This is a genomic window from Streptomyces sp. NRRL S-1022, assembly GCF_000720135.1.
Lineage (GTDB): Bacteria > Actinomycetota > Actinomycetes > Streptomycetales > Streptomycetaceae > Streptomyces.
In genome coordinates, this window is sequence record NZ_JOIU01000002.1 from 316,255 (window position 1) to 339,811 (window position 23,557).

The window sequence follows — 23,557 nt, forward strand, 5'->3', positions numbered from 1 at the left end:
GCCGGGCGCCCCGCCCGGGCCCCGTCCCCCCTGACGGGGCCGGGAGCGGTACGGGCCCGTCCCCCGACCGTGGACGACCACCGGGCCCGTACCGCGGCTCAGCGGGCCGGCGGTGTCGCCCGCCCGGTGCGGCCGTACGCCGACAGGTGGCGGTACGGCCAGGTCTGGAGCCAGTCGGCGCGGGTGTCGTCGACCGCGCAGCCCGCCAGCTTCAGCCGCTCGGCGATCTTGCGCAGAGCGGCCTCCGTGCCGTCGAACCGGATGACGTTCCGGCCGGCGATGTCGGCGATCGTGCGCAGTTCCCCGACCTCGACCATCACGGTGCGCTCCGGGTAGGCCATCAGCACCATGCCCAGCTCGATGAGCACGTTGGGCCGGGGCTGCCCGGTGGGTTCGGTCTCGTACGGCTGCTCGTTCCTGCCGTGCAGGTCCGGGTGGAGCCGGACGATGTCGTCCGGGGTGAGCAGCACGAGGGCCGCCTGGGCCAGCGCGGGGGCCCCGGCGACGACCTCGCCGAGGAAGGGTGCCGTCTGTCCGGTGGCCTTGACCAGGTCCTCCCATTCCAGCGGGCGCAGATCGAGCAGGCGCAGCAGGTCGAACATCTTGAGGCGCACCTCCTCGTCGCGCCCGTGGACGACGAAGACGTTGCGCCGGCGGTCCGGGGCCGGCGCCGTCTCACCCCGGTCGGGACGGTCCCGGCGGTCGGGGCGGGCGGGGGCCGGGACGTGGATGTTCTGCGTCCCCGAGTTGGTGGTGTTGTTGTTCCCGGTGACGAAGCTGTTGTTCCGCCCGAAGTCGTTGCTGCTTCCGTAGTCGCTGCTGTTGCCGCCCGTGCCGGTGTGTGTCATGCCGCTCCCGCCCCCTGGCCGCCGGCCGGGCCGCCGAAGTTCTGCGTGCCCGAGTTGGTGGTGTTGTTGTCGCCGTTGACGAAGCTGTTGTTGTGCCCGTAGTTGTTGAGGATGTTGGTCTGCCGGGCCTCGTGCTCCGTCAGGTCCACGTTGTGCTCGTACAGGAAGTCGCGGACGACGTGCAGGAACTGGCGCTCCACGATCTGGGTGTACTTGATGGTGTCGGTCTCCTGGAAGAAGACGTGGAAGTGGGAGCTGGTCGCCATCTCCCGGACGCTGGTGACCGCTCCCCGGTTGAGCACGGCGTCCGCGTAGCGGCCGAGGCCGAACTCGCTGCTGTCGGCCGGCTGCGGCACCCGGATGCGCTCCTTGGTCCACGGCAGCCGCGGCAGCAGCCGGGCGCCCGCCGCCTTGGCCGCGGCCGACCGCACCGCGGAGTGGGGCGTGCCGCGCAGGGTGTGCCAGGCCAGCCTGATCAGCAGCCGCTCGTCCAGGGCGGCGGGCAGCCGGTCCACCAGCTGGAAACTCGCCCGGACCGGCGCCAGCACGTACGAGTAGAACTCGGTGTGCAGGGTGTTCCCCTTGAGGTCGAAGCCCACGAACGCCGTGGTGACCAGCTCCTGGTCCCAGGACCCCACCCGGAGGCACAGGTAGGTGCGCCCGGTGCCGTGGACGTCCTCCCACCGGCCGTCGAGCCGGTCGAGCTCCTCGGGGGTCGGCTCGGCCACGCCCCGCAGCGTCGTGACGGCCGTGGTGAAGGTGCTCCGCTCCACGGCGAGGCCCTCGATCCGCTGTGCCGGGCGGGCCTGGGAGCGCAGCCGGGCGGTCATGCGGTCGGCGACGTAGGCGGTCAGTTCCTCGGTGGTGAAGGGGATGACGTCCTTGCGTTTGGGTTCCTGGCCGCCGGAGGCCGGGGACGGGACCGCGCCGGGCCGGCCGTCGAACGCCCCGAGCGGCGCGCCGATCAGCAGTTCCGCGTTGGACCAGCGGCGCACCTGCGTGCCCGCGCCGACGAACGGCTTGTATCCGCCGTAGCGGATCACCGTGCCGTCCGAGGTCTGCTCCCGCTTGATCTTGGCCACCAGCTCGGGCGTCAGCTCGGTGTGTTCGGGGTACGAACCGTCGAACCCCCGGCCCCGGCGGCCCGTCCCGTCGGGGACGGACAGCCGGCGCGTCAGCGTCTGGAGGGTGACGACCCGCCGCAGGAACGCGGTGAACCACAGCAGCCAGAGCACCGCCAGCAGCGCGGTGAACCCGTTCAGCGCGCCGACGACCATGAGGAGGAAGGTGACGGCGGCGCCCGCGGCGAGCACGGCCAGCCGGATGCGCTGCAGCCGGCGTGCCGCCAGCGCGTGCGCCAGCACGGGCACCGCGTCGTAGCCGTACGACGGGGCCACCACCCGGTAGCGGTGGGTCAGCAGCTCGCGGATGACACCGGCGCGGTAGACCGGGTCGAGGTAGGTGCCGGCGCACAGCAGCCGGGTGGCGTTGCTCGTCGCGTCCGGGGCCGGGCGGGCCGCGGCGGGTCCGCCCGGTTCCGGCGGCGGAGCGGGCACGGTGAGGAAGTCGCTCGCCATTGTCTTCTCGCTCCGCTCTGCTCAGCCGGTGGGGGTCATGGAGGCGTCGGTGATGACACCGTCGGCCACGGTGTACCGGCCGCTGTACGACTTCTGCGTGCCGTCGGTCTGCCGGGCGAGGAGCTGCACGCGGACCGTGTCGCCCTCGACGGATTCGATGGTGACGTCGTCCCGCGCGGTGCTGGAGAAGCCCGAGACGAAGGAGGTGTAGGACGCGTCGAGGTTCTTGCCGCCCAGGTCCCAGGCGGTCGCGTAGTCGCCCTGGTTGATGGCGTCGAAGAAGCGGGTCACCGTGCCGGCGGGCCCGTCGGCCGCCTCGGTGCTCCCGGCGCCGGCCGGGGTGGAGGCGGTGTCGGTGGGGTCGGCGGTGTCGGTGGACGCCCAGGTCGGCGTCTCGTACGCCGTGGAGACCTCCGGGGTCGGCGCGCTGGACGACGACGGGTCGTAGGCGCCGGAGTAGCCGCCCGAGCCACTGCCCGAGTCACTGCCCGGGTAGCTGTTCGAGTAACTGCCGTGATAACCGCCGGAGTAGCCGCCGCCGTCGTCCTCCGAGTCCAGGTGGGGCACGATGCCCATGAGCAGGATCAGCAGAAAGGGGACACCACCGATGAGCAGTGCGTACGTCCGCTCCCTACCGCCGGCGGGTAAGAGGCTCGGCGGCTCGTAGGTGTGGTTCATGGGTCCTCGCAACTCCCGGCAGACGTCCGGGATCTCGCTCGTTCCGTCGTGATGACGACAGTCACTCTGCCCGACATCCGCCGGGCCGGAGCCGGTTTCGCGCTTCCGATGCGCTTCCGATCCACCACACGCCGGGAGTTGGTCGAGCAGGTGTTCAAATGGCGGTGCAGGGCACCGGCCACTGGCGGATGCGCGGGGGCAGGGTCACCGCCCAGCCGCCGCTGGACAGCACCAGCCGCTCGGCCGTGAGCAGCCCCAGCGCCTCCCGTCCGGCGGCGTCCAGTGCCGCGACGGGCGTGGGCTCCAGGAGCCGCAGGAACGTGGCGTGCAGTGCGGGGTGGTCCAGGGTCAGCCGGACGGCCGTGCCCCGCTCCCTGCGGTCCAGGACCGCGACGAAGTCCGGGCCGCGCCGGTGGTAGAGCACGCCGTGGGCGTGACCGGCCCGCCAGGACGCCAACACGTCCGCCGCGCCGGGCAGTTCCGCGGGCGGGGGGAGGTGGCCGAGCATGCCGGGGTCGTACGGCGGCGTGCCCGTCGCCCGCCAGCTCACGGCCAGGCCCAGGCCCTGGCACTCGCGCAGGAACCGCACCGCCTCCGCCGTGGCCCGTCCGGCGCCGCTCAGGTCCAGGGCTACGGCCACCTCGACGCGGCGCCCGCTGCGCCGGTGCGGCACGCTGCCGGGCAGCCCGCTCATCCGGCCCCCTCGGGCAGCCGGACCGGTTCGCCCCAGGTCGGCAGGGAGACGAAGGTGGTGCCGTCACGGAACAGCAGGCCCAGCCCGAAGACCTCGTCCACCCAGGTCTCCAGGGCCGCCACCGGCATCGTGTGGCCGTCGGCGGTCAGCAGCCGGTGCAGCGCGGGCACGGTCCGGCCGTCCTCCAGACGGCGCAGGGCGGCCGCCTGCCAGCCGGTGAAGCGGTGGGTGGCGTGCGGCCGGCCGTGCCGGCGGTCGTGCACCAGCAGCCGGGAGCCGTCCTCCTCGAACAGCAGCCGGGAGTGCGCGTGCCCGGCCCGCCAGGCGGCCACCGCCTCCCGCAGCCGGTGCTCGACCGGGCCGCCGATGCCGGCGGGCTCTGTGTCGAACAGGTAGACCATATCGGCGAGTTCGTCCTCGGGCAGGTCGTAGACGTGCTGGTACATCGCGGCCGGCCGGCGCTTGCCGAAGCCGAGTTCCGGGTCGGTGAAGTGCGGGCTGAACCGCTCCAGCTGGATGCGGTGGGCGCCGCTGGGCGGCTGGAGGTGGACCAGAGCGGGGAGCTGGTCGATGACGGGCGTGTAGTCGTCGGCGCGCTCGCCGGGGAAGCCGTACAGCAGGTTCCAGGAGCAGGTCAGGGCGTGGTTCTCGCACTCGCGCAGGGTGCGCACGTTGCGGGCGCCGGTGACGCCCTTGGCCATGAGGTCCAGCACGCGGCTGCCCAGGCTCTCGATGCCGGGCTGGATGTGCACGGTGCCGGACTCGCCGAGGAGCCGGAGCTGGTCGGGGGTGAGGTTGGACTTGACCTCGTAGTGCAGCCGCAGGTCCCAGCCGCCGGCCACCACGCGGGGCAGGAAGTCGCGGAAGTAGGCCATGTCGATGATGTTGTCGACGGTGACCACGTCGAGCAGGCGGTGGCGGCGCACCAGCCGGTCGATCTCCGTCCACAGCCGCTCCCCCGGTTTGGCCCGGAAGGCCATGGCGGAACCGTTCAGCCCGCAGAAGGTGCAGTGGTGCTTCTCGCCCCACCAGCAGCCCCGGGCCCCTTCGACGACGAGCTTCGGGTGGATGTACTCCTGGACCGGGGAGGCGTCCAGGGCCGCCTGCCACTGGTCGTAGTCGGGCGAGGGTATGTCGGCCGGGGCTACGGTGCGCCGGGTTTCGGTGTTGGCCCGGGACACCGTGCCGTCCCACCAGCACAGGCCGGGGACGTCCACGGGGTCGGTGCCCGCGTCCAGGTGGCGTAACAGCGCCGGGAAGGCGTACTCGGCCTCGCCGCGGACCACGTGGTCGACGAACGGGTGGTTGCGGTGCAGGGCGTGGCCCATCGGCCCGTCGCAGTTGCTGCCGCCGAAGACGGTCACCACTTCCGGGCGCCTGCGCTTGAGTTCACGGGCCAGGGCGAGGGACGGCACGTTCTGCATGAAGGTGGTGGTGAACCCGACCACGTCCGGCCCGGCGGCCAGGATCGCGGTGGCGCAGGCGTCGACGAACGGGGCCGCGTACGGGCGCATCTCCAGGGCCGTGCCGATGGGGACGCCCCGGTCGGCGGCGTACCCGCGCAGCCGGGCCGTGCCCCAGCCGGGGTCGTCGTACAGGGCGCCGGAGAAGACCCAGTCGCCGAGGCCGTGGAAGATCGCGTCGCTGCCGACCGCCACGCAGTCGCCCGGCCGCAGCCGGCCGCCGGAGTGCTCCAGCAGGAACTCCGCCCAGTGCAGGGAGCCGTGGAACTCGGTGACCTCGTCGCCGGGGCGGGCCTGCCGCACGATCCGGTGGAGCAGGCCCAGTTGCAGCGAGGGCAAGTCGAGCGGGTGCCACGGCATCGTGACCAGGTGGACGCGCATGGTCAGCGGGTCGGCCGCTTCTCCAGGATCGCCGGCCGGCGGGTCGTGCCACCCTGGTCCTCGCGGACGACGACCTTCTTGATCTCCACGCCCACCACTCCCCTCACGGCATGCCAACGCCCTTGCGCCGCACGGCCGTCCACCATATGGACAGATGTGTGTGCGGCACAAGGGCGTCCCGTGACGGCCGCGGTCACAGCCGCGGGTCGACCGGTTCCGACTCCAGCGCCAGCACCCCGAACACGGCCTCGTGCACCCGCCACAGCGGCTCCCCGTCCGCGAGCCGGTCCAGGGCCTCCAGGCCGAGGGCGTACTCGCGCAGGGCCAGGGAGCGCTTGTGGTTCAGGAACCGCTGCCGCAGCCGGGCCAGGTTCTCCGGCCGGGTGTACTCCGGACCGTAGACGATCCGCAGGTACTCACGGCCCCGGCACTTGATGCCGGGCTGCACCAGCCGGCCCTCGGCGTCGCGGACGAGCGCGCCGAGCGGCTTGACGACCATGCCCTCGCCGCCCCGGCCGGTCATCTCCAGCCACCAGTCGACGCCCGCGCGCACCGATTCCGGCTCGCCGGTGTCGACGTACAGCCGTCGGGTGGTCTGCAGCAGTCCGCTGCCGTCGTGCTCCACCAGCCGGTCGATCAGGGCCAGCTGTCGGTCGTGCGGGAGCGCGGCCAGGCTGCGGCCCTGGACCGCCAGCAGCTGGAAGGGGGCCAGCCGGACGCCGTCCAGGCCCTCGGTGGTCCAGCAGTAGCGGCGGTAGGCCGCGGTGAACGCGGCGGCGTCGGCCGCCCGTTCCCGCTGCCGGGTGAGCAGGCCGCCCACGTCCGCGCCGCGTGCGGCCGCCGCTTCCAGGGCGGCGAGCGCGCCCGGGAACACCGCGCCGGAGGCGGCCCCGACGGCCGCGTACTGGCCGCGCAGCAGTCCCGAGGCCTTCAGCGACCAGGGCATCAGCTCGGCGTCCAGCAGCAGCCAGTCGGTGGCCAGTTCGTCCCACAGTCCGGCGCCGTCGGCCGCCGAGCGCAGCCGGCCGAGGATCTCCTCGGTCACCCCGGCGTCGTCGAAGAACGGCCGCCCGGTACGGGTGTACAGCGAGCCGGTGGGGCCGTCGACGCCGAACCGCCTGCGCGCCGCCTCCGCGTCCCGGCAGACCAGGGCCACGGCCCGGGAGCCCATGTGCTTCTCCTCGCACACCACCCGCGCGACGCCGTCCCGCGCGTACTGCGCGAAGGCCTCCTCCGGGTGCTCCAGGAAGTGTCCGTCAGCGGCTGCGCCGCGGGCCCCGGTCTGTGAAGTGGCCGTGGGTGCCATGGTCGGCGGCAGGTACGGCAGCAGGCGCGGGTCGGTCGCGAAGCGGCTCATGACCTCCAGGGCCGCCGCCGCGTTCTCCTCCCGGACCGCCACCCGGCCCGCGTGCCGGGTCTCCACGGCCCGGCGGCCGTGCACGTCCGCCAGGTCCAGCGGCCGGCCGTCGTGCCCGCCGGGCGCCTCGGTGCGCAGCGGACGCGCCGGCTCGTACCAGACCCGCTCGGCCGGTACGTCGACCAGCTCGCGCTCCGGCCAGCGCAGCGCGGTGAGCTTGCCGCCGAACACGGCCCCGGTGTCCAGGCAGATGGTGTTGTTGAGCCAGGTGGCCTCGGGCACCGGGGTGTGGCCGTAGACCACGGCCGCACGGCCCCGGTAGTCCTCCGCCCACGGGTAGCGCACGGGCAGGCCGAACTCGTCGGTCTCGCCGGTGGTGTCGCCGTACAGGGCGTGCGAGCGGACCCGGCCGGAGGTGCGGCCGTGGTACTTCTCGGGCAGGCCGGCGTGGCAGACCACCAGCCTGCCGCCGTCCAGGACGTAGTGGCTGACCAGTCCGTCCAGGAACTGCCGGACCTCCGCCTCGAACTCCTCGCTCTCCCCCTCCATCTGCGCGATGGTCTCGGCGAGCCCGTGGGTGTGCTGGACCTTGCGGCCCCTGAGGTGACGGCCGTACTTGTTCTCGTGGTTGCCGGGGACGCACAGCGCGTTGCCCGACTTCACCATCGCCATGACGCGGCGCAGCACGCCGGGGCTGTCCGGGCCGCGGTCGACCAGGTCGCCGACGAACACGGCGGTGCGGCCGTCCGGGTGCACCCCGTCGGCGTAGCCCAGCTTCGCCAGCAGCGCCTCCAGTTCGGCGGAGCAGCCGTGGATGTCGCCGATGATGTCGAACGGGCCGGTGAGGTGGGTCAGGTCGTTGAGGCGCTTCTCGGTGACGACGGTGGCGTCCTCGGCCTCCTGTACGCCGCGCAGGACGTGCACCTTGCGGAAGCCCTCGCGCTCCAGCCGGCGCAGCGAGCGGCGCAGTTCGCGGATGTGCCGCTGGATGACCCGGCGGGGCATGTCGGCCCGGTCGGTGCGGGCCGCGTTGCGCTCGGCGCACACCTCCTCCGGCATGTCCAGCACGATGGCGATGGGCAGCACGTCGTACTCCCTGGCCAGTTCGATCAGCCGGCGCCGGGCGTCCTGCTGCACGCTGGTGGCGTCCACGACGGTGCGCCGGCCGGCGGCCAGCCGCTTGCCGGCGATGTAGTGCAGGACGTCGAAGGCGTCCCGGGTGGCGCTCTGGTCGTTCTCGTCGTCGCCGACCAGGCCGCGGCAGAAGTCGGAGGAGATCACCTCGGTGGGCTTGAAGTGCCTGCGGGCGAAGGTGGACTTGCCGGATCCCGAGGCGCCGACGAGGACGACGAGGGAGAGGTCGGTGACGGGCAGGGTCCGCCCCTTGTGCCGTGTGCCGCTCATGCCGCCGTCGCCTCCTTCTCGTTCCTGATCGTGAACACGGCCATCTGGGTGGGCGGGCCCACCTCGGGGTCCTCGTCGCCGACGGGGCTGAACCCGACGTCGTAGCCGTGCCGTCCGGCCACGGCCGCCGCCCAGCCGCGGAACTCCTCGCGGGTCCACTCGAAGCGGTGGTCGCCGTGCCGGACGTGCCCGGCGGGCAGGCTCTCCCAGCGCACGTTGTACTCCACGTTCGGGGTGGTCACGACGACGGTGCGCGGGCGGGCGTGGCCGAAGACGGCGTACTCCAGGGCGGGCAGCCGGGGCAGGTCGAGGTGCTCGACGACCTCGCTCAGCACGGCGGCGTCGTAGCCCTTGAGCCGGTTGTCGGTGTAGACGAGGGAGCCCTGGACGAGCTGGACCCGCGCGGCCTGGCGTTCGCCCATGCGGTCCAGCTTCAGCCGCCGGGCGGCGACGGTCAGGGCGCGCGCCGACACGTCGACGCCGACGATCTCGGTGAACCGCACGTCCTTGAGCAGCGCCTGCACCAGCTGGCCCTGCCCGCAGCCGAGGTCCAGGACCCGGGCGGCACCGGACGCGCGCAGCGCCTCGGTGATCGCCTCGCGGCGCCGCACGGCGAGCGGGGCCGGCTTCTCCTCGGCCTCGGTGTCCTGCGCGACGGCGTTGTCGAGGTCCTCGACCTCGCTGTCGTCGGCCTCCGCGAGCCGCACCAGTTCCAGCCGCTCCCTCGCCTGCCGGGTCAGCGACCAGCGGCGCGCGAGGTACCGGCTGGTGATCAGGTGCTGTTCCGGGTGCTCGGCCAACCAGCCCTCGCCGGCCCGCAGCAGTTTGTCGACCTCGTCGGCGGAGACCCAGTAGTGCTTGGCGTCGTCCAGCACCGGCAGCAGCACGTACAGGTGGCGCAGGGCCTCGGCGAGGGTCAGCCGGTCCGACTCCAGCACCAGCCGCACGTACCGCGAGTCGCCCCACTCCGGGAACGCGGTGTCGAGCGGCACGGGGTCGGCGGTGACCGTCCAGCCGAGCGGTTCGAAGAGCCCTCGCACCAGACCCGCCCCGCCGCGGGCGGGCAGGGCCGGCACCTCGATGCGCAGGGGCAGGGGTGCGGCGGCCCGCTCCGGGCGGGCGGTGCACACTCCGCGCAGGGCGCTGGAGAAGACGTTGCCCAGCGCCACGGCGAGCAGCGAGGAGGCCGCGTAGGGGCGGTCGTTGACGTACTGCGCGAGGGCGGCGTCGGGTGCGCCGCCGCGGCCCTTGCCCTTGCCCCGCCGGACCAGCGCGACGGTGTCGATCTCCAGCAGCAGCGCGGCCGTGCAGCGCCCGGCGTCCGCCTCGGGGTAGAAGACGTGCGCCGTGCCGTACGAGGTGGAGAAGGCCTGGGCCCTGCCGGGGTGCTTGTGCAGCAGGTACCCCAGGTCGGTGGCCGGGTTCCCGGCCGTACCGGTGGTGGAGATCGTCACGAACATGCTGTCGAGTCTCCCCGGTCCGCACCTCGGCCGACCACCGGTTTTCCAGGCGGCGGCCGGTCCGTGACGGATCGGCCGCGGTGCGCAGGACCCTCGCTCAGGACGCGGCGTCGACGATCTTCCGGGCGGCCGCCATGGCCCGCCGGTCGTCGGCGCGCCGGTCCTCCAGCGCCTTCTTGTTCGCGGCGACGGCCTTCTTCTGCGCGCGGCTCTCGACGGCGTGCACCGCCTGGATGTACCGGGTGTCGAGCTTGCAGCGGGCGTCCGCGGCGGCGGTCTTCTTCTCCTTGGCCGACGGGCCGTCGCCGCGGTACCAGTCGGAGTCGGTGGAGGCCTGGTCCGGGTCGCTGTAGCGCAAGCCCTTCTTCTTCATGCACTTCGACCATTCGCGGTCGGCCTTCTTCCAGGCCGGGTCCTTCGAGGCTTCCTTGTGGGCCATGTACCAGTACTGCAGGGGGAGCGAGTAGTAGCCGCTCAGCCGCACGCCGCCGATCTTCGTCGGCTTGGGCTCGGGGCCGTAGATCTTCTTGAGCGCCTCCCCCATGCATCCCTTCTTCGGGATGGGGTTGCCGTGCGCGCGGTGGCTGTCGCCGGACTCGAAGCTGCCGGTGAGGGCCGCGTACTGGTCGGCCGGGAACTCCATGGGCTGGCTGCCGTCGGACTCGTCCCGCCGCGCGTTGTGATAGCCGTGCTCGGCGGCCAGGTCGGGGTCGTCCACGCCGTACGGGGTGGCGTCGCCGACCTTGCTGCCGCCGCCCATGAGGGTGCCCTGCCGGACCGGGTAGGTCGACTCGACCGTCCTGATGTCGAGCGTCTTGAAGCCGCTGAAGCCGAGCCGGACCATGCACTTCCTGGCGAGGATCCACTGCGCCGTGCCGACCGCCTTGCCGTCGCGGGTCGTCGCGTCCGGAACGTAGGCGTTCAGCGGGAACGACTTCATGGTGTTGAGGCGGCGGGCCTCGCCGTCGGGGTCGTCGCCGCCGGCGAACTGGCAGGCGGACACGGCGAGCAGGCCGGTGAGGGCGAGGGGGAGGAGTTTGCGCACCGGGTCATCCGATCAGCCGGAGATCTTGTGCGCTGTGGCGGAGCCCACAGTTCCGCCGCACTGTGCCCACCGTTGGTCTGTTGTGAACTCCGCGTGTCCAACATGTGATCTCCATTACGGCTCCCGGGCCCCGAACCTGATGGAGTGAGCCTCCGTCAACTGACCGATGACACAAGGGGGAAACCCATGACCCACGGCAAGGGAATCCGCGGCCGCCGGAGAGCCGCCGTCGCGCTGACGGCCGGAGCCGTCCTCGGCGCCGGCGTCCTCGCGACCGCTCCCGCCCAGGCGGCGACGCCGGCCGCGGCCTCCGCCCCGCGCTCCGCCGCGGCGGCGCCGCAGGTGTCGGCCCAGGGCGCGTTCGCCATGAACACGGCCACGGGCAAGCAGCTCTTCGGCAAGGCGCCGGACGGGCAGCTGCGCACCGGCTCCACGACCAAGATCATGACGGCCCTGGTGGTGCTGTCGCAGCGGAACGTGAACCTCGGGAAGAAGGTGAAGATCAAGAAGGAGTACACCGACTACGTCATCGACCCGGTCACCGACCAGCAGCGCTACTCCAGCGCCAACCTGATCCTGGGCGACTCGATGTCGGTCGGCGACCTGCTGTACGGCCTGCTGCTCCCGTCGGGCTGCGACGCGGCCTACGCGCTGGCGGACACCTACGGCACGGGTTCCACGACGGCCCAGCGCACCAGGTCCTTCATCGGCAAGATGAACGCCAAGGCGCGTGAACTCGGCCTGAACAACACCCACTTCGACTCCTTCGACGGGGTGTCCAACGGCAAGAACCACTCCTCGCCGCGCGATCTGGCCAAGCTGGCCGGGACCGCGCTGAAGAACAAGACGTTCAGGAAGGTCGTCGGGACGAAGGTCTACGACGACATGAAGTCGTACCAGCCCGGCGGCGGCACGCACGCCATGAAGCCGTGGAACAACTCCAACAAGCTCCTCGGCACGTACCGGGGCGCGTTCGGCGTGAAGACCGGCTCCGGTCCGGAGGCGAAGTTCTGCCTGGTGTTCGCGGCCACCCGCGGCACGAAGACGGTCGTGGGCACGATCCTCGCGGACACGTCGGCGGACCAGCGCTTCAAGGACGCGACGAAGATCCTCGACTACGGCTTCGCCCAGCGCGGCTGAGCCCCGCCGGGGGGATCACCGGGTCCCCCCGGCTGGCGCCGCCCCCGACCGGCGGACGACCGGGGGCGACTCGGGCCACGGGGCCACGGGCGACCGGCGTCGGGTGCCCCGGGACCACCGGCGCCACCGCCTACCGCGGGGCCCGGCCGGCGATCCGGGGCGCGGGGGCCGGCGGGTGGGGCCGTGGGCGGTTACCGCAGCTGTGACTGGACCTGCGTGGCGATCAGTTCCAGGTGGTCCAGGTCGTCGAGATCGAGTACCTGGAGGTAGATCCGCTGGGTGCCGATGGCGGCGTACCGGCTGATCTTGTCGACGACCTCGGCCGGGGAGCCGGCCAGGCCGTTGGTCTTCAGCTCGTCCACCTCGCGGCCGATCGCGGCGGCACGGCGGGCCACCTCCCGGTCGTCCTTGCCGACGCAGACCACGAGCGCGTTGGAGTACGTCAGGTCGTCCGCGGCCCGGCCCGCCTCCACCGCGGCGGCCCGCACCCGGCCGAACTGCCGCTCGGTGTCCTCGATCGAGCCGAAGGGGATGTTGAACTCCTCGGCGTACCGGGCCGCGAGCCGCGGGGTCCGGGTCGCGCCGTGGCCGCCGATGAGCACCGGGACCTTCCGCTGGGCGGGCTTGGGCAGCGCGGGCGAGTCGGTGAGCTCGTAGTACGTGCCGTGGAAGTCGAAGGTCTTGCCGGCCTCGGCCGCCCACAGCCCGGTGACGATCGCGAGCTGCTCCTCCAGCCGCGCCATCTTCTCCTTCGGGAAGGGGATGCCGTACGCCTTGTGCTCCTCCTCGAACCAGCCCGCGCCGAGACCGAGTTCGACCCGGCCGCCGGACATCTGGTCGACCTGGGCGACCTGGATGGCGAGCACGCCCGGCAGCCGGAAGGTGCCGGCGGTCATGAGGGTGCCGAGGCGGATGCGCTTGGTCTCGCGGGCCAGGCCGGCCAGCGTGATCCAGGCGTCCGTGGGCCCGGGCAGCCCGTCCGCTGCGCCCATGCGGAGGTAGTGGTCGGAGCGGAAGAAGGCGTCGAAGCCGAGGTCCTCGGTGGCCTTCGCCACGGTGAGCAGGGTGTCGTAGGTAGCCCCCTGCTGGGGCTCGGTGAAGATTCGAAGGTCCATACACCTATCCTGCACGTCGCCGGCCGCGTCAACCGCGACGGCGCTCTGGGGCACGGCCGTTCACGGTCGGGTGAAAATCGCCCGCCCTGCGCGCCGGGGCCGCCGCGGGCCAGTGACCGGCCCCGGCGGTGGTCGTTGGGCCGTCGGAGCCGGACCGTCCGGCGCCCGCGCCGGGCGGTGGACGCCGCCGCGCGTCAACGCGCCGGCCCGGCTTGGCCGGGGGCCGAGGAGGCCGTCTTGTCCGAAGAGTCCGTTCCCCCGCAGCCGGGTCCCGCCGGCCGGCCCAAGGGGTTGCTGGAGCAGATGGAGGAGCTGATGGCGGCACTGAACGCGGACCTGTCGGCCCTGGCGGACCTCCAGGCGGGGGCGCCGACGCCGGGCCCGGCCGACGAGCGGGCCTGAACCCGCCCGGACCATCCCGAGGACCGGCTCCGTCAGGATCCGCACGCCGGTGGGTGCCGACCGGCGGCCCGTGGCCCGTCACACCCCAGACGGGCTGTCCTGGGCGTCCTCCGGCAACATCTCCTCCCGCGCCGCCAGCTTGCGCAGCATCTCCAGGACGCGGTCGCGGGACTCGTCCGCCGCGTCGATCGCCTCCATGCACTGCCAGTACGTCGTCTCGTCGGCCGCGGCGCTGGCCATGCCGACCAGGGCGATGCCGACCTCGCCGAGCAGGCCACCGAGGCAGAGCAGCGTCTCGCGGGCGTCGTCCAGCCGGGTGAGCTGGGCGGCCCGCAGGTCGCCCGGGTCGAGTTCGGGCGGGTCCAGGACTCCGCAGCCCCGGCCCGCCAGCTCGGTCAGGCCCAGCGCCTCGCCGCGCAGTTCCGGCGGGCCGGAGACCGCGAGCCGGCTGCCGATCGCCTGCGCCAGGGCCTGGGCCTGCCAGACCTCCGCCATCATCTCCGCCGAGTCGGCGCCCCCTGCCAGGGCGCGCCTGCTCGTGAGGATGAGCCGTACCGCATCCATACGATGCCCCCGTCCGTCCGCCGCGCCGTCACGCCCGGCTACTGAACTCTCTTGTCCACTACCCAGAGTGAGGGTCCATGGGGCGAAAAGCCAGAGGTAGGGGGAAATCTGTGGACAACAATTCGGATTCGACAGGCGATTCGACTACTCTGCGTAATGGCAGAGTTCAGGCGTCCGACCGGTGGTCCCCGGCGCCGGGCAGCGGGAACCTCCGTTCGTTGCGGTCGATCTTGGCGGCCAGGGCGGTCAGCGGATCGATGCCGAGGACCTCGCACAGCTGGAGCAGGTAGGCCAGGACGTCGGCGACCTCGTCGGTGACGCGGTGCGCCGTGCCGGGGTCGTCCATCACGCGGGCCGACTCCTCCGGCGTCAGCCACTGGAAGATCTCGACCAGTTCGGAGGCCTCCACCGAGAGGGCGGCGACGAGGTTCTTGGGCGTGTGGTACGGCTGCCAGTTCCGCGCGGCGGCGAACTCGGCCAGCCGGCGCTGGAGTCGGGCGAGGTCGGGTTGTTCCGTCACGGGTTCAGGTGTACCACCGTGATCCCCGGCGTCCCGGTGGCCCAGGAGGCGTCCTGCACCGCGGCCACGCAGCGGACGTGCCCGCGCTCGCCCATCCGGGCGGCCGTCCGCAGCAGTTCCCGGCGCTGGCGCGGATCCAGGGCGCGGTCGAAGCCGTCGGCGAGGACGGTGAGGGTCCGCAGGGCGTCGGGCACCTCGCCCGGGGTGTCCACGTCGAGCACGCCCGGACCGGTCAGCAGCACCAGCGTCAGCGCGAGGTGGCGCAGCTCGCCGTCGCCGAGCCGGGCGAGTTCGGTGCGCAGGCCGTCGCCGCGGTCGAGCAGCGCCCGTACCGTGCCGTCGGCCAGCGGTTCGGCGACCAGGTCGGCCACCGGGCCGGCGCAGCCCGCGCGCAGCGCCTCGACCAGCAGGCCGTGCCGTCGGCCGCACTCCGCGCGGGTGCGCCACAGCACGTCGGCGAGGTTGTCGCAGCCGGGCAGCAGCCGGCCGGAACCGGTGGGGACGGGGGCGCGCATGTGCTCCGGGCGGGGATCGCAGGGGAAGACGGAGCGCAGTGCGACGACCATCTGCTCGGCCGCGGCGAGCACATGGCGCTGGCCGTCCGTCTTGCCGGCCACGCGCAGCGGCAGCAGGGCCGTGCCCAGACGGTCGTCGGGGAGCGGGGCACGGGTCACCGGGGCGGCGCCCGCCGTGTGCCAGGCGGCCTGGACGGTCCGGCGCGCGGGGTCGCGCAGCGCGGTCTCCAGCAGGACGACCCCGCGCGCGGTCAGCCGCTCCCCCACGATCCGCAGGTACGGTTCGGCCTGGACGGCGACGTCGAGCCGGACCGGGCCCTGAGCGCCGTCGGCCGTGCAGCCGATCCGGAAGCCGCGCCGCCCCTCGGCGTCGGGCCGCGCCCGCTCCGGCACGCAGGCGGCCGGGTCCGGGAACGCCTCGGTGAGCGGGGCGCCGCCGCCGAGCCGGGCCAGTGCCCCGTAGGCGGTGAGCGCGGTGGTCTTGCCGGACCCGCTGGGCCCCGCGAACACGGTGACCGGTCCCAGCGGGAACCCGGCCCTCCGGTGCCCGGCGAAGGCCGACAGGCGCAACTCGGTGATCCGGGACCGGACGTCGGGGGACGCGGGATCCCGGGCGGGGAGGGTGGCGGCGGACACGTCGGTCGCCGGCGGCTCAGCGGGCGCGGAGGGCACGGCCATAGGCGGACCGTAGAACCCCGCTCCCACGACGAAGCGTTTCAGCGCCGGATCGTTCCCACGATCGTGGGACGCCCCGCTTGCCCGCCGGGACACCCGGCGGCCCGGGAGGGTCCGGCCCGGCCCGGCTGTTCAGCCCCCCGAGAGGCCCGCGCCCTCCATCAGGCCGCTCACCTCGGTGCCGGGCGGGGTGAGGAGGAAGACGTTGCGGTCGACCCGGTGCATCCCGCTGCCCAGGCCGAAGACGACGCCGGTGCTGAAGTCGAGGACGCGCTTGGCGACGTCGCCCTCCGCGCTGGACAGGTCCAGCAGCACCGGCACGCCGGCCATCAGGGTCTCGGCGACCTCGCGGGCGTCCGCGAAGACGTTGACGCGCAGGACCACGAACCGGCGCCGGGTCTCGGTCTCGGCGTCGGGCAGCGAGCGGTGGTTCACCGCGGACGGCCAGGCGTCCCGGCCCCGCAGCGGCACGACCTGGGCGAGCCCTTCCCACTGTTCATCGGTGACGTCGTAGCGGCTCACCGGCTCCCCCCGACCTGACTCGCACTCGTTGCCTGCACCAGCCAATTCTTACGCCAAGTCACCTGTTCGGCCCAACAGCGACACGGTGCGCGACCGGTCCGGCAGCTCTTCTTCCGCCCCGGCCGGGGTCATATCTCCCCAATAGCCCGCTTCTTACCGGGCTCATACCCGACTCTTCACCGGCCTCCGTGCCCCGCTCACCCCGCACCGATAGCGTCCCGTGCCGTGCACTTGGCAGAAACACAGCAGGTGACACCCGGTCGGCGGATGCTGTCGGCGGTGTCCGCCGTACCGGGTACCGCCCCCCAGGCCCCGGACGGTCCAGCGCAGTGGCACCGCGTGCTGACGCTCCTCGCCGACGTGAGCCTGTTCATCGGCACCCGCACGGTGTGGACGCAGGCGGCCACGCACCAGCTGGTCGTCGCCGGGATCATCTCGGTGTGCTACGCCTCGGTCCTGGTGACCGGCGTGCTCGCCCTGACGGTCCGCCGCACCCGCTCGCTGGCCCGCCTGGACCTGGTGGTCCTGGCGACCGCGGTCACCCTCGTGCTGTGCGCCTGGACGCTGAACCACGCCGGCGGCGACGAGGCGGCCCTGACCACCCAGGCCGCGCGGGAACTCGTCGCCGGCCACCCGCTGTACGGGCAGCCCTGGCCCTGGCTGTTCCACGCCAAGGGCGTCGCGGTGACGCCGACCATAGACGGCGGGTACGACTTCACGTACGGCTATCCCCCGCTGACCCCGCTGCTCACCGCCCCGCTGCTGTGGCTGGGCCCGGGCGGCGCCCCGGCGACGGCGGTGGCGACGCTCGCGCTGGTCGTGGGCGCGGTGGTGCTGTGGCGGCTGCTGCCGGTGCCGTGGCGTTCGGCGGCGACGATGGTCTGCCTCGGCTTCGGCTTCCTGCCGGGGTACGCCCGCCAGGGCTATCCGGCGATCGTCGCCCTGGCGCTGCTGGTGCCGGTGGTGGTGCGCTGGCCCCGGCTGGGCGCGCGGGACCGGCTGGGTGCGGCCGGGGTCGCGCGGGCCGCGTGTCTCGGCGCCGCGTGCGCGGCCCAGCAGCTGCCGTGGTTCGTGACGCCGTTCCTGCTGGCCGGGATCTACGCCGTGCGGCGCGGCGAGCTGGGCGGACGGGCGGCGGCGCGGGTGGTGCTGCGGATCGCGGGGATCGCGGTGCTCACCTGGCTGCTGGTGAACGCCTACGTCGCGGTGACGGAGCCCGGCCGCTGGCTGGAGGGCATCGCCCTGCCGCTGACCCAGGGCGCGGTGCTGCACGGCCAGGGCCTGGTGGGCGTCTCGCTGTACTTCACCCACGGCAGCGACCGGCTCGACTGGTACGGCCACGCGAGCGTGCTGCTCGCCGCCGGTCTGCTGGCGGTGTTCGTGCTGTTCGTGCGGCGGCTCGGGCCGGCCGCGACCGTGCTGCCCTGGTGTGCGTTCTACCTGGCGACCCGGTCCCAGGACGGCTACTACCTGATGATGACCCCGCTGTGGCTGGCGGCGGCCGTCACCGCGCCGCTGCCGGAGTTCGCCCACGCCTGGCAGCCGCGGCCGCGCCCGCTGACCGGACCGCGCCGCCGGCCCGCGCTGGCCGCGGCGCTCGTGGTGCTGCTGGCGCCCGCGCTGGTGAGCGCGGCCCTGGCGGCGACCGGGACACCACCGCTGCGGATGGACGTGACGGCGGCCCGGCGCACCTCGGCGCGGACGCTGTCCGGGCTGACCCTGCGGGTCACCAACACCGGCGGCACCGCGCTCACCCCGCACTACATGCTCACCACCAGCCAGGGCGCGAGCCGGTACTGGTCGCTGGCGCGCGGTCCGGCCACGCTCGCCGCGCACACCACGGCGACCGTGGAACTGCGGGCACCGTCGGGCGGTTTCGCGGTGCCGGCGAAGAAGGACGCCCGGCTCCGGCTGCGGGCCTTCACGGGAAGCCCGCAGACGCTGTCCACCCGGGACCTGAGCCGGGCGGAGCTGGGGGTCAGGCCGCCGCGCGGGTGAAGCGGAGCGCGGCCGTCACCGTGGTCGGGCCGCGCATCATGCCCAGCTGGTTCCAGCCCATGCCGAACGGGTCGCGGTCCACGGCGAACTCGGCCTCCAGGGTCAGCGCCCCGGCGCTCGCACCGGCCAGGCGGGCGGTGAGGGACAGGGGCCGGCCGACGCCCCGGACGGTCAGCTGCCCGGTGACCCGCACCTGGTCGCCGTCGAGCCGGTCGGCGCCGCGCACGGCGAAGGTGATCTCCGGGTGGCGTCCGGTGTCGAAGAAGTCGGCCGACCGCAGGTGGGCGTCCCGCTTGGCGCTCCCGGTGTCCAGGGAGGCCGCGTCCAGGGTGACGGTGCCGGTGACCGAGCCGTCGGGACGGACCTCGCCGGAGCCGCCGACGCCGGCGAAGGTGCCCTTCACGGTGACCAGGCCCCACATGGTCCGGTGCCGCAGGCCGACGGTGGTCGCGGTCGGGTCGAGCTGCCAGCGGCCTGTTTCCACGGCGACGGTCATGGGCGTACTCCCCGGGATGTGTGGTCCAAATTTGGATGACCTCGTCCACGCTAGCTACTCATCCAAATTTGAACAACCCCCGCACTCGTAGACTCGACCCATGTCCGCCTCCGACGCGTCCGCCACCGACCAGCCCGCCCGTCCCCTCGCGGGCGGCGAGGGGCTGCTGCCGGACGAGCTGCGCGCCTGGATGGTCCTGCTGGCGGCGACGGGCACCGTGGAACAGCGGCTGCGCTCGGCCGTGAAGGAGACCCTCGACGTCTCCCACGACGAGTTCCTGATCCTGTGCCTGCTCGCCGAGCAGCCGCGCACCGGGCTGCGGATGACCCGGGTAGCCGACCTCCTCGGCCGCCCCAAGACCCGCCTCACCTACCAGATCGCCTGCCTCCAGCGGGCCGGCCTCGTCACCCGCACCTCCGTGTGCGGCGACAAGCGGGGCGTGCAGGTCGCCCTCACCGAGAAGGCCCGCGAGCTGCTGCGCGCGGCCTCCGCCCGGCTCGCGGGCACCGTCCGCCGGGCCCTCGCCGACTCCATGGGCCCCGAGCAGCGGGCGGCGATGGGCGCCCTCGTACCGGACCCGGACGACGAGGCCCGCTGAGCCGCCGGGCGGCCCGCGCGGAACCGGAGCGGCACAGGTCACAACCGCAAGAAGAGAAACCTCACAGCCCCAGCTCCGCCTGGGTACCAGCCGCCTGCCCTAGCATCCGAGCCATGACGGTCCTGCCTGACGACGGGCTCTCACTGGCCGCCGAGTTCCCTGACGCGACACATGAGCAGTGGCAACGCCTGGTCGAGGGCGTACTGCGCAAGTCGGGCAAGGAACTGACCGGCGACGCAGCTGAGGACGCCCTGTCCACGACGCTGGAGGACGGGCTGCGCACCCGGCCCCTGTACACCGCGCGCGACGGCGCGCCCGACCCCGGACTGCCGGGCTTCGCCCCCTTCGTGCGGGGCAGCCGCCCGGAGGGCACCCTCACGGGCGGCTGGGACGTACGGCAGCGGCACACGGCACTCGCCGGCGGCACGGCGGACGCCGTCCTCACCGACCTGGAGAACGGCGGCACCTCGCTCTGGCTGGTGCTGGGCGAGGGCGGCATCCCGGTCTCCGAGCTGGGCCGCGCCCTCGACGGCGTCTACCTCGACCTGGCGCCGGTCGTCCTGGACGCGGGCCGCGCCACCGAGGAGGCCGCCGAGGCGCTGCTCGGGCTGTACGCGGACAAGGGCGTGGCCGCCGGGGCCGTACGCGGCAACCTGGGCGGCGACCCGCTCGGGTACGAGGCCCGCACCGGGACCCCGCTGGACTTCGCGCCGTACGCCGCCCTGGCCGCGCGCTGCGCCGAGGGGTACCCGGGGCTGCGCGCGCTGACCGTGGACGCGCTGCCGTACCACGAGGCGGGCGGCTCGGCCGCGCAGGAGCTGGGCGCCTCGCTGGCCACCGGTGTGGCCTACCTGCGGGAGCTGACCGAGGCCGGTCTCGGCGTCGAGCAGGCCGCCGCCCAGCTGGAGTTCCGCTACGCGGCCACCGCCGACCAGTTCCTGACCATCGCCAAGCTGCGCGCCGCGCGCCGGCTGTGGGCGCGGGTCGCCGAGGTGTGCGGGGCGCCGCAGGCGGGCGCTCAGGTGCAGCACGTGGTGACCTCGCCGGTGATGATGAGCCGCCGCGACCCGTGGGTGAACATGCTCCGCACGACGGTCGCGGCCCTCGCCGCGGGGGTGGGCGGCGCCGACTCCGTGACCGTGCTGCCGTTCGACCACGCGCTCGGGCTGCCCGACGCGTTCGCCCGGCGGATCGCCCGCAACACCTCGACGATCCTGATCGAGGAGTCCCACCTGGCCCGGGTCATCGACCCGGCGGGCGGCTCCTGGTACGTCGAGCGGCTGACGGACGAACTCGCCGAGGCGGCCTGGCAGTTCTTCCGCTCCGTCGAACGCGACGGCGGCCAGGCGGCCGTGCTGCGCTCCGGCCGGCTGCGCACCGACCTGGCGACGACCTGGGCGGAGCGCTCCAAGCGGCTCGCCAAGCGGCGCGAACCCGTCACCGGGGTCAGCGAGTTCCCGCTGCTGGCCGAGAAGCCGGTGGAGCGCGAACCCGCGCCCGAGCCGCCGTCCGGCGGTCTGCCGCGGGTGCGCCGCGACGAGGCGTACGAGGAGCTGCGCGCCCGCTCCGACGCCCACCTGGCGGCGACCGGCGCCCGGCCCCGGATCTTCCTCGCCACGCTCGGCTCCGCCGCCGACTACACCGCCCGCGCGAGCTTCGCCGCCAACCTCTTCCAGGCCGGCGGCATCGAACCGGTCACCGGGGGCCGCTTCGAGGACAGCGGCGCGACCGAGGCCGTGCTGTGCTCCAGCGACGCGCTCTACGCCGAACAGGCCGGGCAGGCCGCACAGTCGCTGCGCGCGGCCGGCGCCCGGCACGTGTTCCTGGCGGGCCGGGGCGAGCACCCCGGCATCGACAGTTACGTCTTCGCGGGCTGCGACGCCGTCGACGTCCTCTCCGCGACCCTCGACCGCATGGGAGTGTCCTGATGGGAATCCCCGACTTCTCCGGCATCGAGCTGGGGACCCCGGTCACCGACGGCACCGACGGCGAGTGGCGTGCGGCCCTGGAGCGGGCCACCGGGGGCGCCGAGCCGGTGTGGGAGACCCCGGAGGGCATCGGGGTCAAGCCGCTGTACACCGGCCGTGACCTGGAGGGACTGGACTTCCTGGGCACCTACCCGGGCATCGCGCCGTACCTGCGCGGCCCCTACCCGACGATGTACGTCAACCAGCCCTGGACGATCCGCCAGTACGCGGGCTTCTCCACCGCGGAGGAGTCCAACGCGTTCTACCGGCGCAACCTGGCGGCCGGCCAGAAGGGCCTGTCGGTCGCCTTCGACCTGCCCACGCACCGGGGTTACGACAGCGACCACCCGCGGGTGACGGGTGACGTCGGCATGGCGGGCGTGGCCATCGACTCGATCTACGACATGCGCCAGCTGTTCGACGGGATCCCCCTCGACAAGATGACCGTGTCGATGACGATGAACGGCGCCGTGCTGCCGGTGCTGGCGCTGTACATCGTGGCGGCGGAGGAGCAGGGCGTACCGCCCGAGAAGCTGGCCGGGACCATTCAGAACGACATTCTGAAGGAGTTCATGGTCCGCAACACCTACATCTACCCGCCGAAGCCGTCGATGCGGATCATCTCCGACATCTTCGCGTACACCTCGCAGCGGATGCCGCGCTACAACTCCATCTCCATCTCGGGCTACCACATCCAGGAGGCCGGCGCGACGGCCGACCTGGAGCTGGCGTACACGCTCGCGGACGGCGTGGAGTACATCCGGGCCGGGCGGGAGGCGGGCCTGGACGTGGACGCGTTCGCCCCCCGGCTGTCGTTCTTCTGGGCGATCGGCATGAACTTCTTCATGGAGGTCGCCAAGCTGCGCGCGGCGCGGCTGCTGTGGGCGAAGCTGGTGCGGCAGTTCGACCCGAAGAACAGCAAGTCGCTGTCGCTGCGCACCCACTCGCAGACCTCGGGCTGGTCGCTGACCGCGCAGGACGTCTTCAACAACGTCACCCGCACGTGCGTCGAGGCGATGGCGGCGACCCAGGGCCACACCCAGTCGCTGCACACCAACGCCCTCGACGAGGCGCTCGCGCTGCCGACGGACTTCTCGGCGCGCATCGCCCGCAACACCCAGCTGCTCATCCAGCAGGAGTCGGGCACCACCCGGGTCATCGACCCGTGGGGCGGCAGCGCCTACGTGGAGCGGCTGACGTACGACCTGGCCCGCAAGGCCTGGGCGCACATCCAGGAGGTCGAGCAGGCGGGCGGCATGGCGCAGGCCATCGACGCCGGCATCCCCAAGCTGCGCGTGGAGGAGGCCGCGGCCCGCACCCAGGCGCGCATCGACTCGGGGCGCCAGCCGGTGATCGGCGTGAACAAGTACCGGGTCGACAGCGACGAGCAGATCGAGGTGCTCAAGGTCGACAACTCCTCCGTGCGGGCCCAGCAGATCGAGAAGCTGCGCCGGCTGCGCGAGGAGCGGGACGAGACCGCGTGCCGGGACGCGCTGGACGCGCTCACCCGGGCCGCCGACGGCGACGGCAACCTGCTGGAGCTGGCCGTGCGCGCGGCCCGCGCGAAGGCGACCGTCGGTGAGATCTCGGACGCACTGGAGAAGGTGTACGGGCGGCACGCGAGCCAGATCCGTACGATTTCCGGCGTGTACCGCAACGAAGCAGGCCAGTCCCCGTCCGTGGACCGCACCCGGGCCCTGGTGGACACGTTCGAGGAGGCCGAGGGGCGCCGGCCGCGCATCCTGGTCGCCAAGATGGGCCAGGACGGCCACGACCGCGGCCAGAAGGTGATCGCGACCGCCTTCGCCGACCTCGGCTTCGACGTCGACGTCGGCCCGCTGTTCCAGACGCCGGAGGAGGTCGCCCGGCAGGCGGTCGAGGCGGACGTGCACGTGGTCGGGGTGTCCTCGCTGGCCGCCGGTCACCTCACGCTCGTCCCGGCGCTGCGCGAGAAGCTCGCCGAGGAGGGCCGCGAGGACATCATGATCGTGGTCGGCGGTGTCATCCCGCCGCAGGACGTGCCGACGCTGCGGGAGATGGGCGCGGCGGAGGTCTTCCTGCCGGGGACGGTGATCCCGGACGCGGCGTACGACCTGGTGCGGCGGCTGTCGGCCGACCTCGGCCACGACCTGTAGCCC

The 23,557-nt window shown here is 73.3% G+C and carries 20 protein-coding genes; 6 read left to right on the plus strand and 14 right to left on the minus strand.

From position 1 onward, the window contains the following. Positions 1-98 precede the first annotated feature (98 nt). The 8 genes from IG05_RS0103155 to IG05_RS0103195 form a co-directional block, all read right to left on the minus strand. Complete coding sequence (locus IG05_RS0103155) at positions 99-848, minus strand: TIR domain-containing protein (RefSeq protein WP_030338828.1); 750 nt, start codon at positions 846-848, stop codon at positions 99-101. Next, positions 845-2,425, minus strand: a complete 1,581-nt coding sequence (locus tag IG05_RS0103160) for a hypothetical protein (protein ID WP_030338830.1) — start codon at positions 2,423-2,425, stop codon at positions 845-847. Before IG05_RS0103160 ends, IG05_RS0103155 begins: the two co-directional genes overlap by 4 nt. Positions 2,426-2,446: 21 nt before the next feature. Beyond that, a complete protein-coding gene (locus IG05_RS0103165; protein WP_030338833.1) occupies positions 2,447-3,103 on the minus strand; it encodes a hypothetical protein in 657 nt (218 codons plus the stop codon). 154 nt (positions 3,104-3,257) lie between these two features. After that, on the minus strand, positions 3,258-3,797 hold the full coding sequence (locus IG05_RS0103170; RefSeq protein WP_030338835.1) for a DUF5825 family protein: 540 nt from the start codon (positions 3,795-3,797) through the stop codon (positions 3,258-3,260). Then, the gene (locus IG05_RS0103175; protein WP_030338837.1) at positions 3,794-5,641 is read right to left on the minus strand and encodes a RiPP maturation radical SAM C-methyltransferase; all 1,848 of its coding nucleotides are present in this window, start codon (positions 5,639-5,641) and stop codon (positions 3,794-3,796) included. Before IG05_RS0103175 ends, IG05_RS0103170 begins: the two co-directional genes overlap by 4 nt. Before the next feature lie 193 nt (positions 5,642-5,834). Continuing rightward, positions 5,835-8,402 (minus strand): polynucleotide kinase-phosphatase, encoded by a 2,568-nt coding sequence (locus IG05_RS0103185; RefSeq protein WP_030338839.1) that lies wholly within the window; start codon positions 8,400-8,402, stop codon positions 5,835-5,837. Next, positions 8,399-9,862 carry a 3' terminal RNA ribose 2'-O-methyltransferase Hen1 gene (locus tag IG05_RS0103190; protein WP_030338841.1) on the minus strand — a complete coding sequence of 488 codons (1,464 nt, stop codon included), beginning with the start codon at positions 9,860-9,862 and terminating at the stop codon, positions 8,399-8,401. Before IG05_RS0103190 ends, IG05_RS0103185 begins: the two co-directional genes overlap by 4 nt. A gap of 97 nt (positions 9,863-9,959) precedes the next feature. Further along, complete coding sequence (locus IG05_RS0103195) at positions 9,960-10,907, minus strand: hypothetical protein (protein WP_030338843.1); 948 nt, start codon at positions 10,905-10,907, stop codon at positions 9,960-9,962. Between the two features lie 186 nt (positions 10,908-11,093). Between IG05_RS0103195 and IG05_RS0103200 the strand changes: the two genes are divergently transcribed. Beyond that, positions 11,094-12,047, plus strand: a complete 954-nt coding sequence (locus IG05_RS0103200) for a D-alanyl-D-alanine carboxypeptidase family protein (protein ID WP_030338845.1) — start codon at positions 11,094-11,096, stop codon at positions 12,045-12,047. A gap of 191 nt (positions 12,048-12,238) precedes the next feature. On the opposite strand, the gene IG05_RS0103205 is transcribed toward IG05_RS0103200, so the two are convergent. Beyond that, positions 12,239-13,162: an LLM class F420-dependent oxidoreductase gene (locus IG05_RS0103205; protein ID WP_030338847.1), complete on the minus strand. Its 924-nt coding sequence runs from the start codon at positions 13,160-13,162 to the stop codon at positions 12,239-12,241. 237 nt (positions 13,163-13,399) lie between these two features. Here IG05_RS0103205 and IG05_RS48250 point away from each other — a divergent pair, with 237 nt between their 5' ends. Continuing rightward, the gene (locus IG05_RS48250; protein WP_199808234.1) at positions 13,400-13,564 is read left to right on the plus strand and encodes a hypothetical protein; all 165 of its coding nucleotides are present in this window, start codon (positions 13,400-13,402) and stop codon (positions 13,562-13,564) included. A 78-nt stretch (positions 13,565-13,642) separates the two neighbouring features. On the opposite strand, the gene IG05_RS0103215 is transcribed toward IG05_RS48250, so the two are convergent. The 4 genes from IG05_RS0103215 to IG05_RS0103230 form a co-directional block, all read right to left on the minus strand. Next, on the minus strand, positions 13,643-14,128 hold the full coding sequence (locus IG05_RS0103215; protein WP_030338849.1) for a DUF6099 family protein: 486 nt from the start codon (positions 14,126-14,128) through the stop codon (positions 13,643-13,645). 166 nt (positions 14,129-14,294) lie between these two features. Then, entirely contained in the window at positions 14,295-14,648 is a 354-nt protein-coding gene (locus IG05_RS0103220; RefSeq protein WP_030338851.1) for a nucleotide pyrophosphohydrolase, read from the minus strand. Next, positions 14,645-15,841, minus strand: a complete 1,197-nt coding sequence (locus IG05_RS0103225) for a biotin transporter BioY (protein ID WP_030338853.1) — start codon at positions 15,839-15,841, stop codon at positions 14,645-14,647. The genes IG05_RS0103220 and IG05_RS0103225 overlap by 4 nt, the downstream gene beginning before the upstream one ends. Before the next feature lie 129 nt (positions 15,842-15,970). Further along, entirely contained in the window at positions 15,971-16,360 is a 390-nt protein-coding gene (locus IG05_RS0103230; RefSeq protein ID WP_030338855.1) for a cell division protein SepF, read from the minus strand. A 267-nt stretch (positions 16,361-16,627) separates the two neighbouring features. On the opposite strand from IG05_RS0103230, the gene IG05_RS0103235 reads away from it, so the two are divergent. After that, positions 16,628-18,358 carry a hypothetical protein gene (locus IG05_RS0103235; protein ID WP_030338857.1) on the plus strand — a complete coding sequence of 577 codons (1,731 nt, stop codon included), beginning with the start codon at positions 16,628-16,630 and terminating at the stop codon, positions 18,356-18,358. On the opposite strand, the gene IG05_RS0103240 is transcribed toward IG05_RS0103235, so the two are convergent. Further along, a complete protein-coding gene (locus tag IG05_RS0103240) occupies positions 18,339-18,854 on the minus strand; it encodes a YceI family protein (protein WP_030338859.1) in 516 nt (171 codons plus the stop codon). The genes IG05_RS0103235 and IG05_RS0103240 overlap by 20 nt on opposite strands. Before the next feature lie 100 nt (positions 18,855-18,954). Between IG05_RS0103240 and IG05_RS0103245 the strand changes: the two genes are divergently transcribed. The 3 genes from IG05_RS0103245 to scpA all read left to right on the plus strand — a co-directional run bounded on the left by IG05_RS0103245 (position 18,955) and on the right by scpA (position 23,554). Next, positions 18,955-19,452 (plus strand): MarR family winged helix-turn-helix transcriptional regulator, encoded by a 498-nt coding sequence (locus IG05_RS0103245; RefSeq protein WP_030338861.1) that lies wholly within the window; start codon positions 18,955-18,957, stop codon positions 19,450-19,452. Between the two features lie 113 nt (positions 19,453-19,565). Beyond that, positions 19,566-21,380, plus strand: a complete 1,815-nt coding sequence (locus tag IG05_RS0103250) for a methylmalonyl-CoA mutase family protein (protein WP_030338864.1) — start codon at positions 19,566-19,568, stop codon at positions 21,378-21,380. Further along, a complete protein-coding gene (gene scpA, locus IG05_RS0103255) occupies positions 21,380-23,554 on the plus strand; it encodes a methylmalonyl-CoA mutase (protein WP_030338865.1) in 2,175 nt (724 codons plus the stop codon). Before IG05_RS0103250 ends, scpA begins: the two co-directional genes overlap by 1 nt. Positions 23,555-23,557 lie beyond the last annotated feature (3 nt).

Bases quoted from the DNA above. Each gene is read 5' to 3' on its own strand.
- IG05_RS0103245 (WP_030338861.1), top strand. From the start codon at position 18,955: ATGTCCGCCTCCGACGCGTCCGCCACCGACCAGCCCGCCCGTCCCCTC.
- IG05_RS0103190 (WP_030338841.1), bottom strand. From the start codon at position 9,862: ATGTTCGTGACGATCTCCACCACCGGTACGGCCGGGAACCCGGCCACC.
- IG05_RS0103200 (WP_030338845.1), top strand. From the start codon at position 11,094: ATGACCCACGGCAAGGGAATCCGCGGCCGCCGGAGAGCCGCCGTCGCG.
- IG05_RS0103170 (WP_030338835.1), bottom strand. From the start codon at position 3,797: ATGAGCGGGCTGCCCGGCAGCGTGCCGCACCGGCGCAGCGGGCGCCGC.
- IG05_RS0103250 (WP_030338864.1), top strand. From the start codon at position 19,566: ATGACGGTCCTGCCTGACGACGGGCTCTCACTGGCCGCCGAGTTCCCT.
- IG05_RS0103175 (WP_030338837.1), bottom strand. From the start codon at position 5,641: ATGCGCGTCCACCTGGTCACGATGCCGTGGCACCCGCTCGACTTGCCC.
- IG05_RS0103205 (WP_030338847.1), bottom strand. From the start codon at position 13,162: ATGGACCTTCGAATCTTCACCGAGCCCCAGCAGGGGGCTACCTACGAC.
- IG05_RS0103240 (WP_030338859.1), bottom strand. From the start codon at position 18,854: ATGACCGTCGCCGTGGAAACAGGCCGCTGGCAGCTCGACCCGACCGCG.
- IG05_RS0103235 (WP_030338857.1), top strand. From the start codon at position 16,628: ATGCTGTCGGCGGTGTCCGCCGTACCGGGTACCGCCCCCCAGGCCCCG.
- IG05_RS0103155 (WP_030338828.1), bottom strand. From the start codon at position 848: ATGACACACACCGGCACGGGCGGCAACAGCAGCGACTACGGAAGCAGC.
- IG05_RS0103165 (WP_030338833.1), bottom strand. From the start codon at position 3,103: ATGAACCACACCTACGAGCCGCCGAGCCTCTTACCCGCCGGCGGTAGG.
- IG05_RS0103225 (WP_030338853.1), bottom strand. From the start codon at position 15,841: ATGGCCGTGCCCTCCGCGCCCGCTGAGCCGCCGGCGACCGACGTGTCC.
- IG05_RS0103160 (WP_030338830.1), bottom strand. From the start codon at position 2,425: ATGGCGAGCGACTTCCTCACCGTGCCCGCTCCGCCGCCGGAACCGGGC.
- IG05_RS0103215 (WP_030338849.1), bottom strand. From the start codon at position 14,128: ATGGATGCGGTACGGCTCATCCTCACGAGCAGGCGCGCCCTGGCAGGG.
- IG05_RS0103185 (WP_030338839.1), bottom strand. From the start codon at position 8,402: ATGAGCGGCACACGGCACAAGGGGCGGACCCTGCCCGTCACCGACCTC.
- scpA (WP_030338865.1), top strand. From the start codon at position 21,380: ATGGGAATCCCCGACTTCTCCGGCATCGAGCTGGGGACCCCGGTCACC.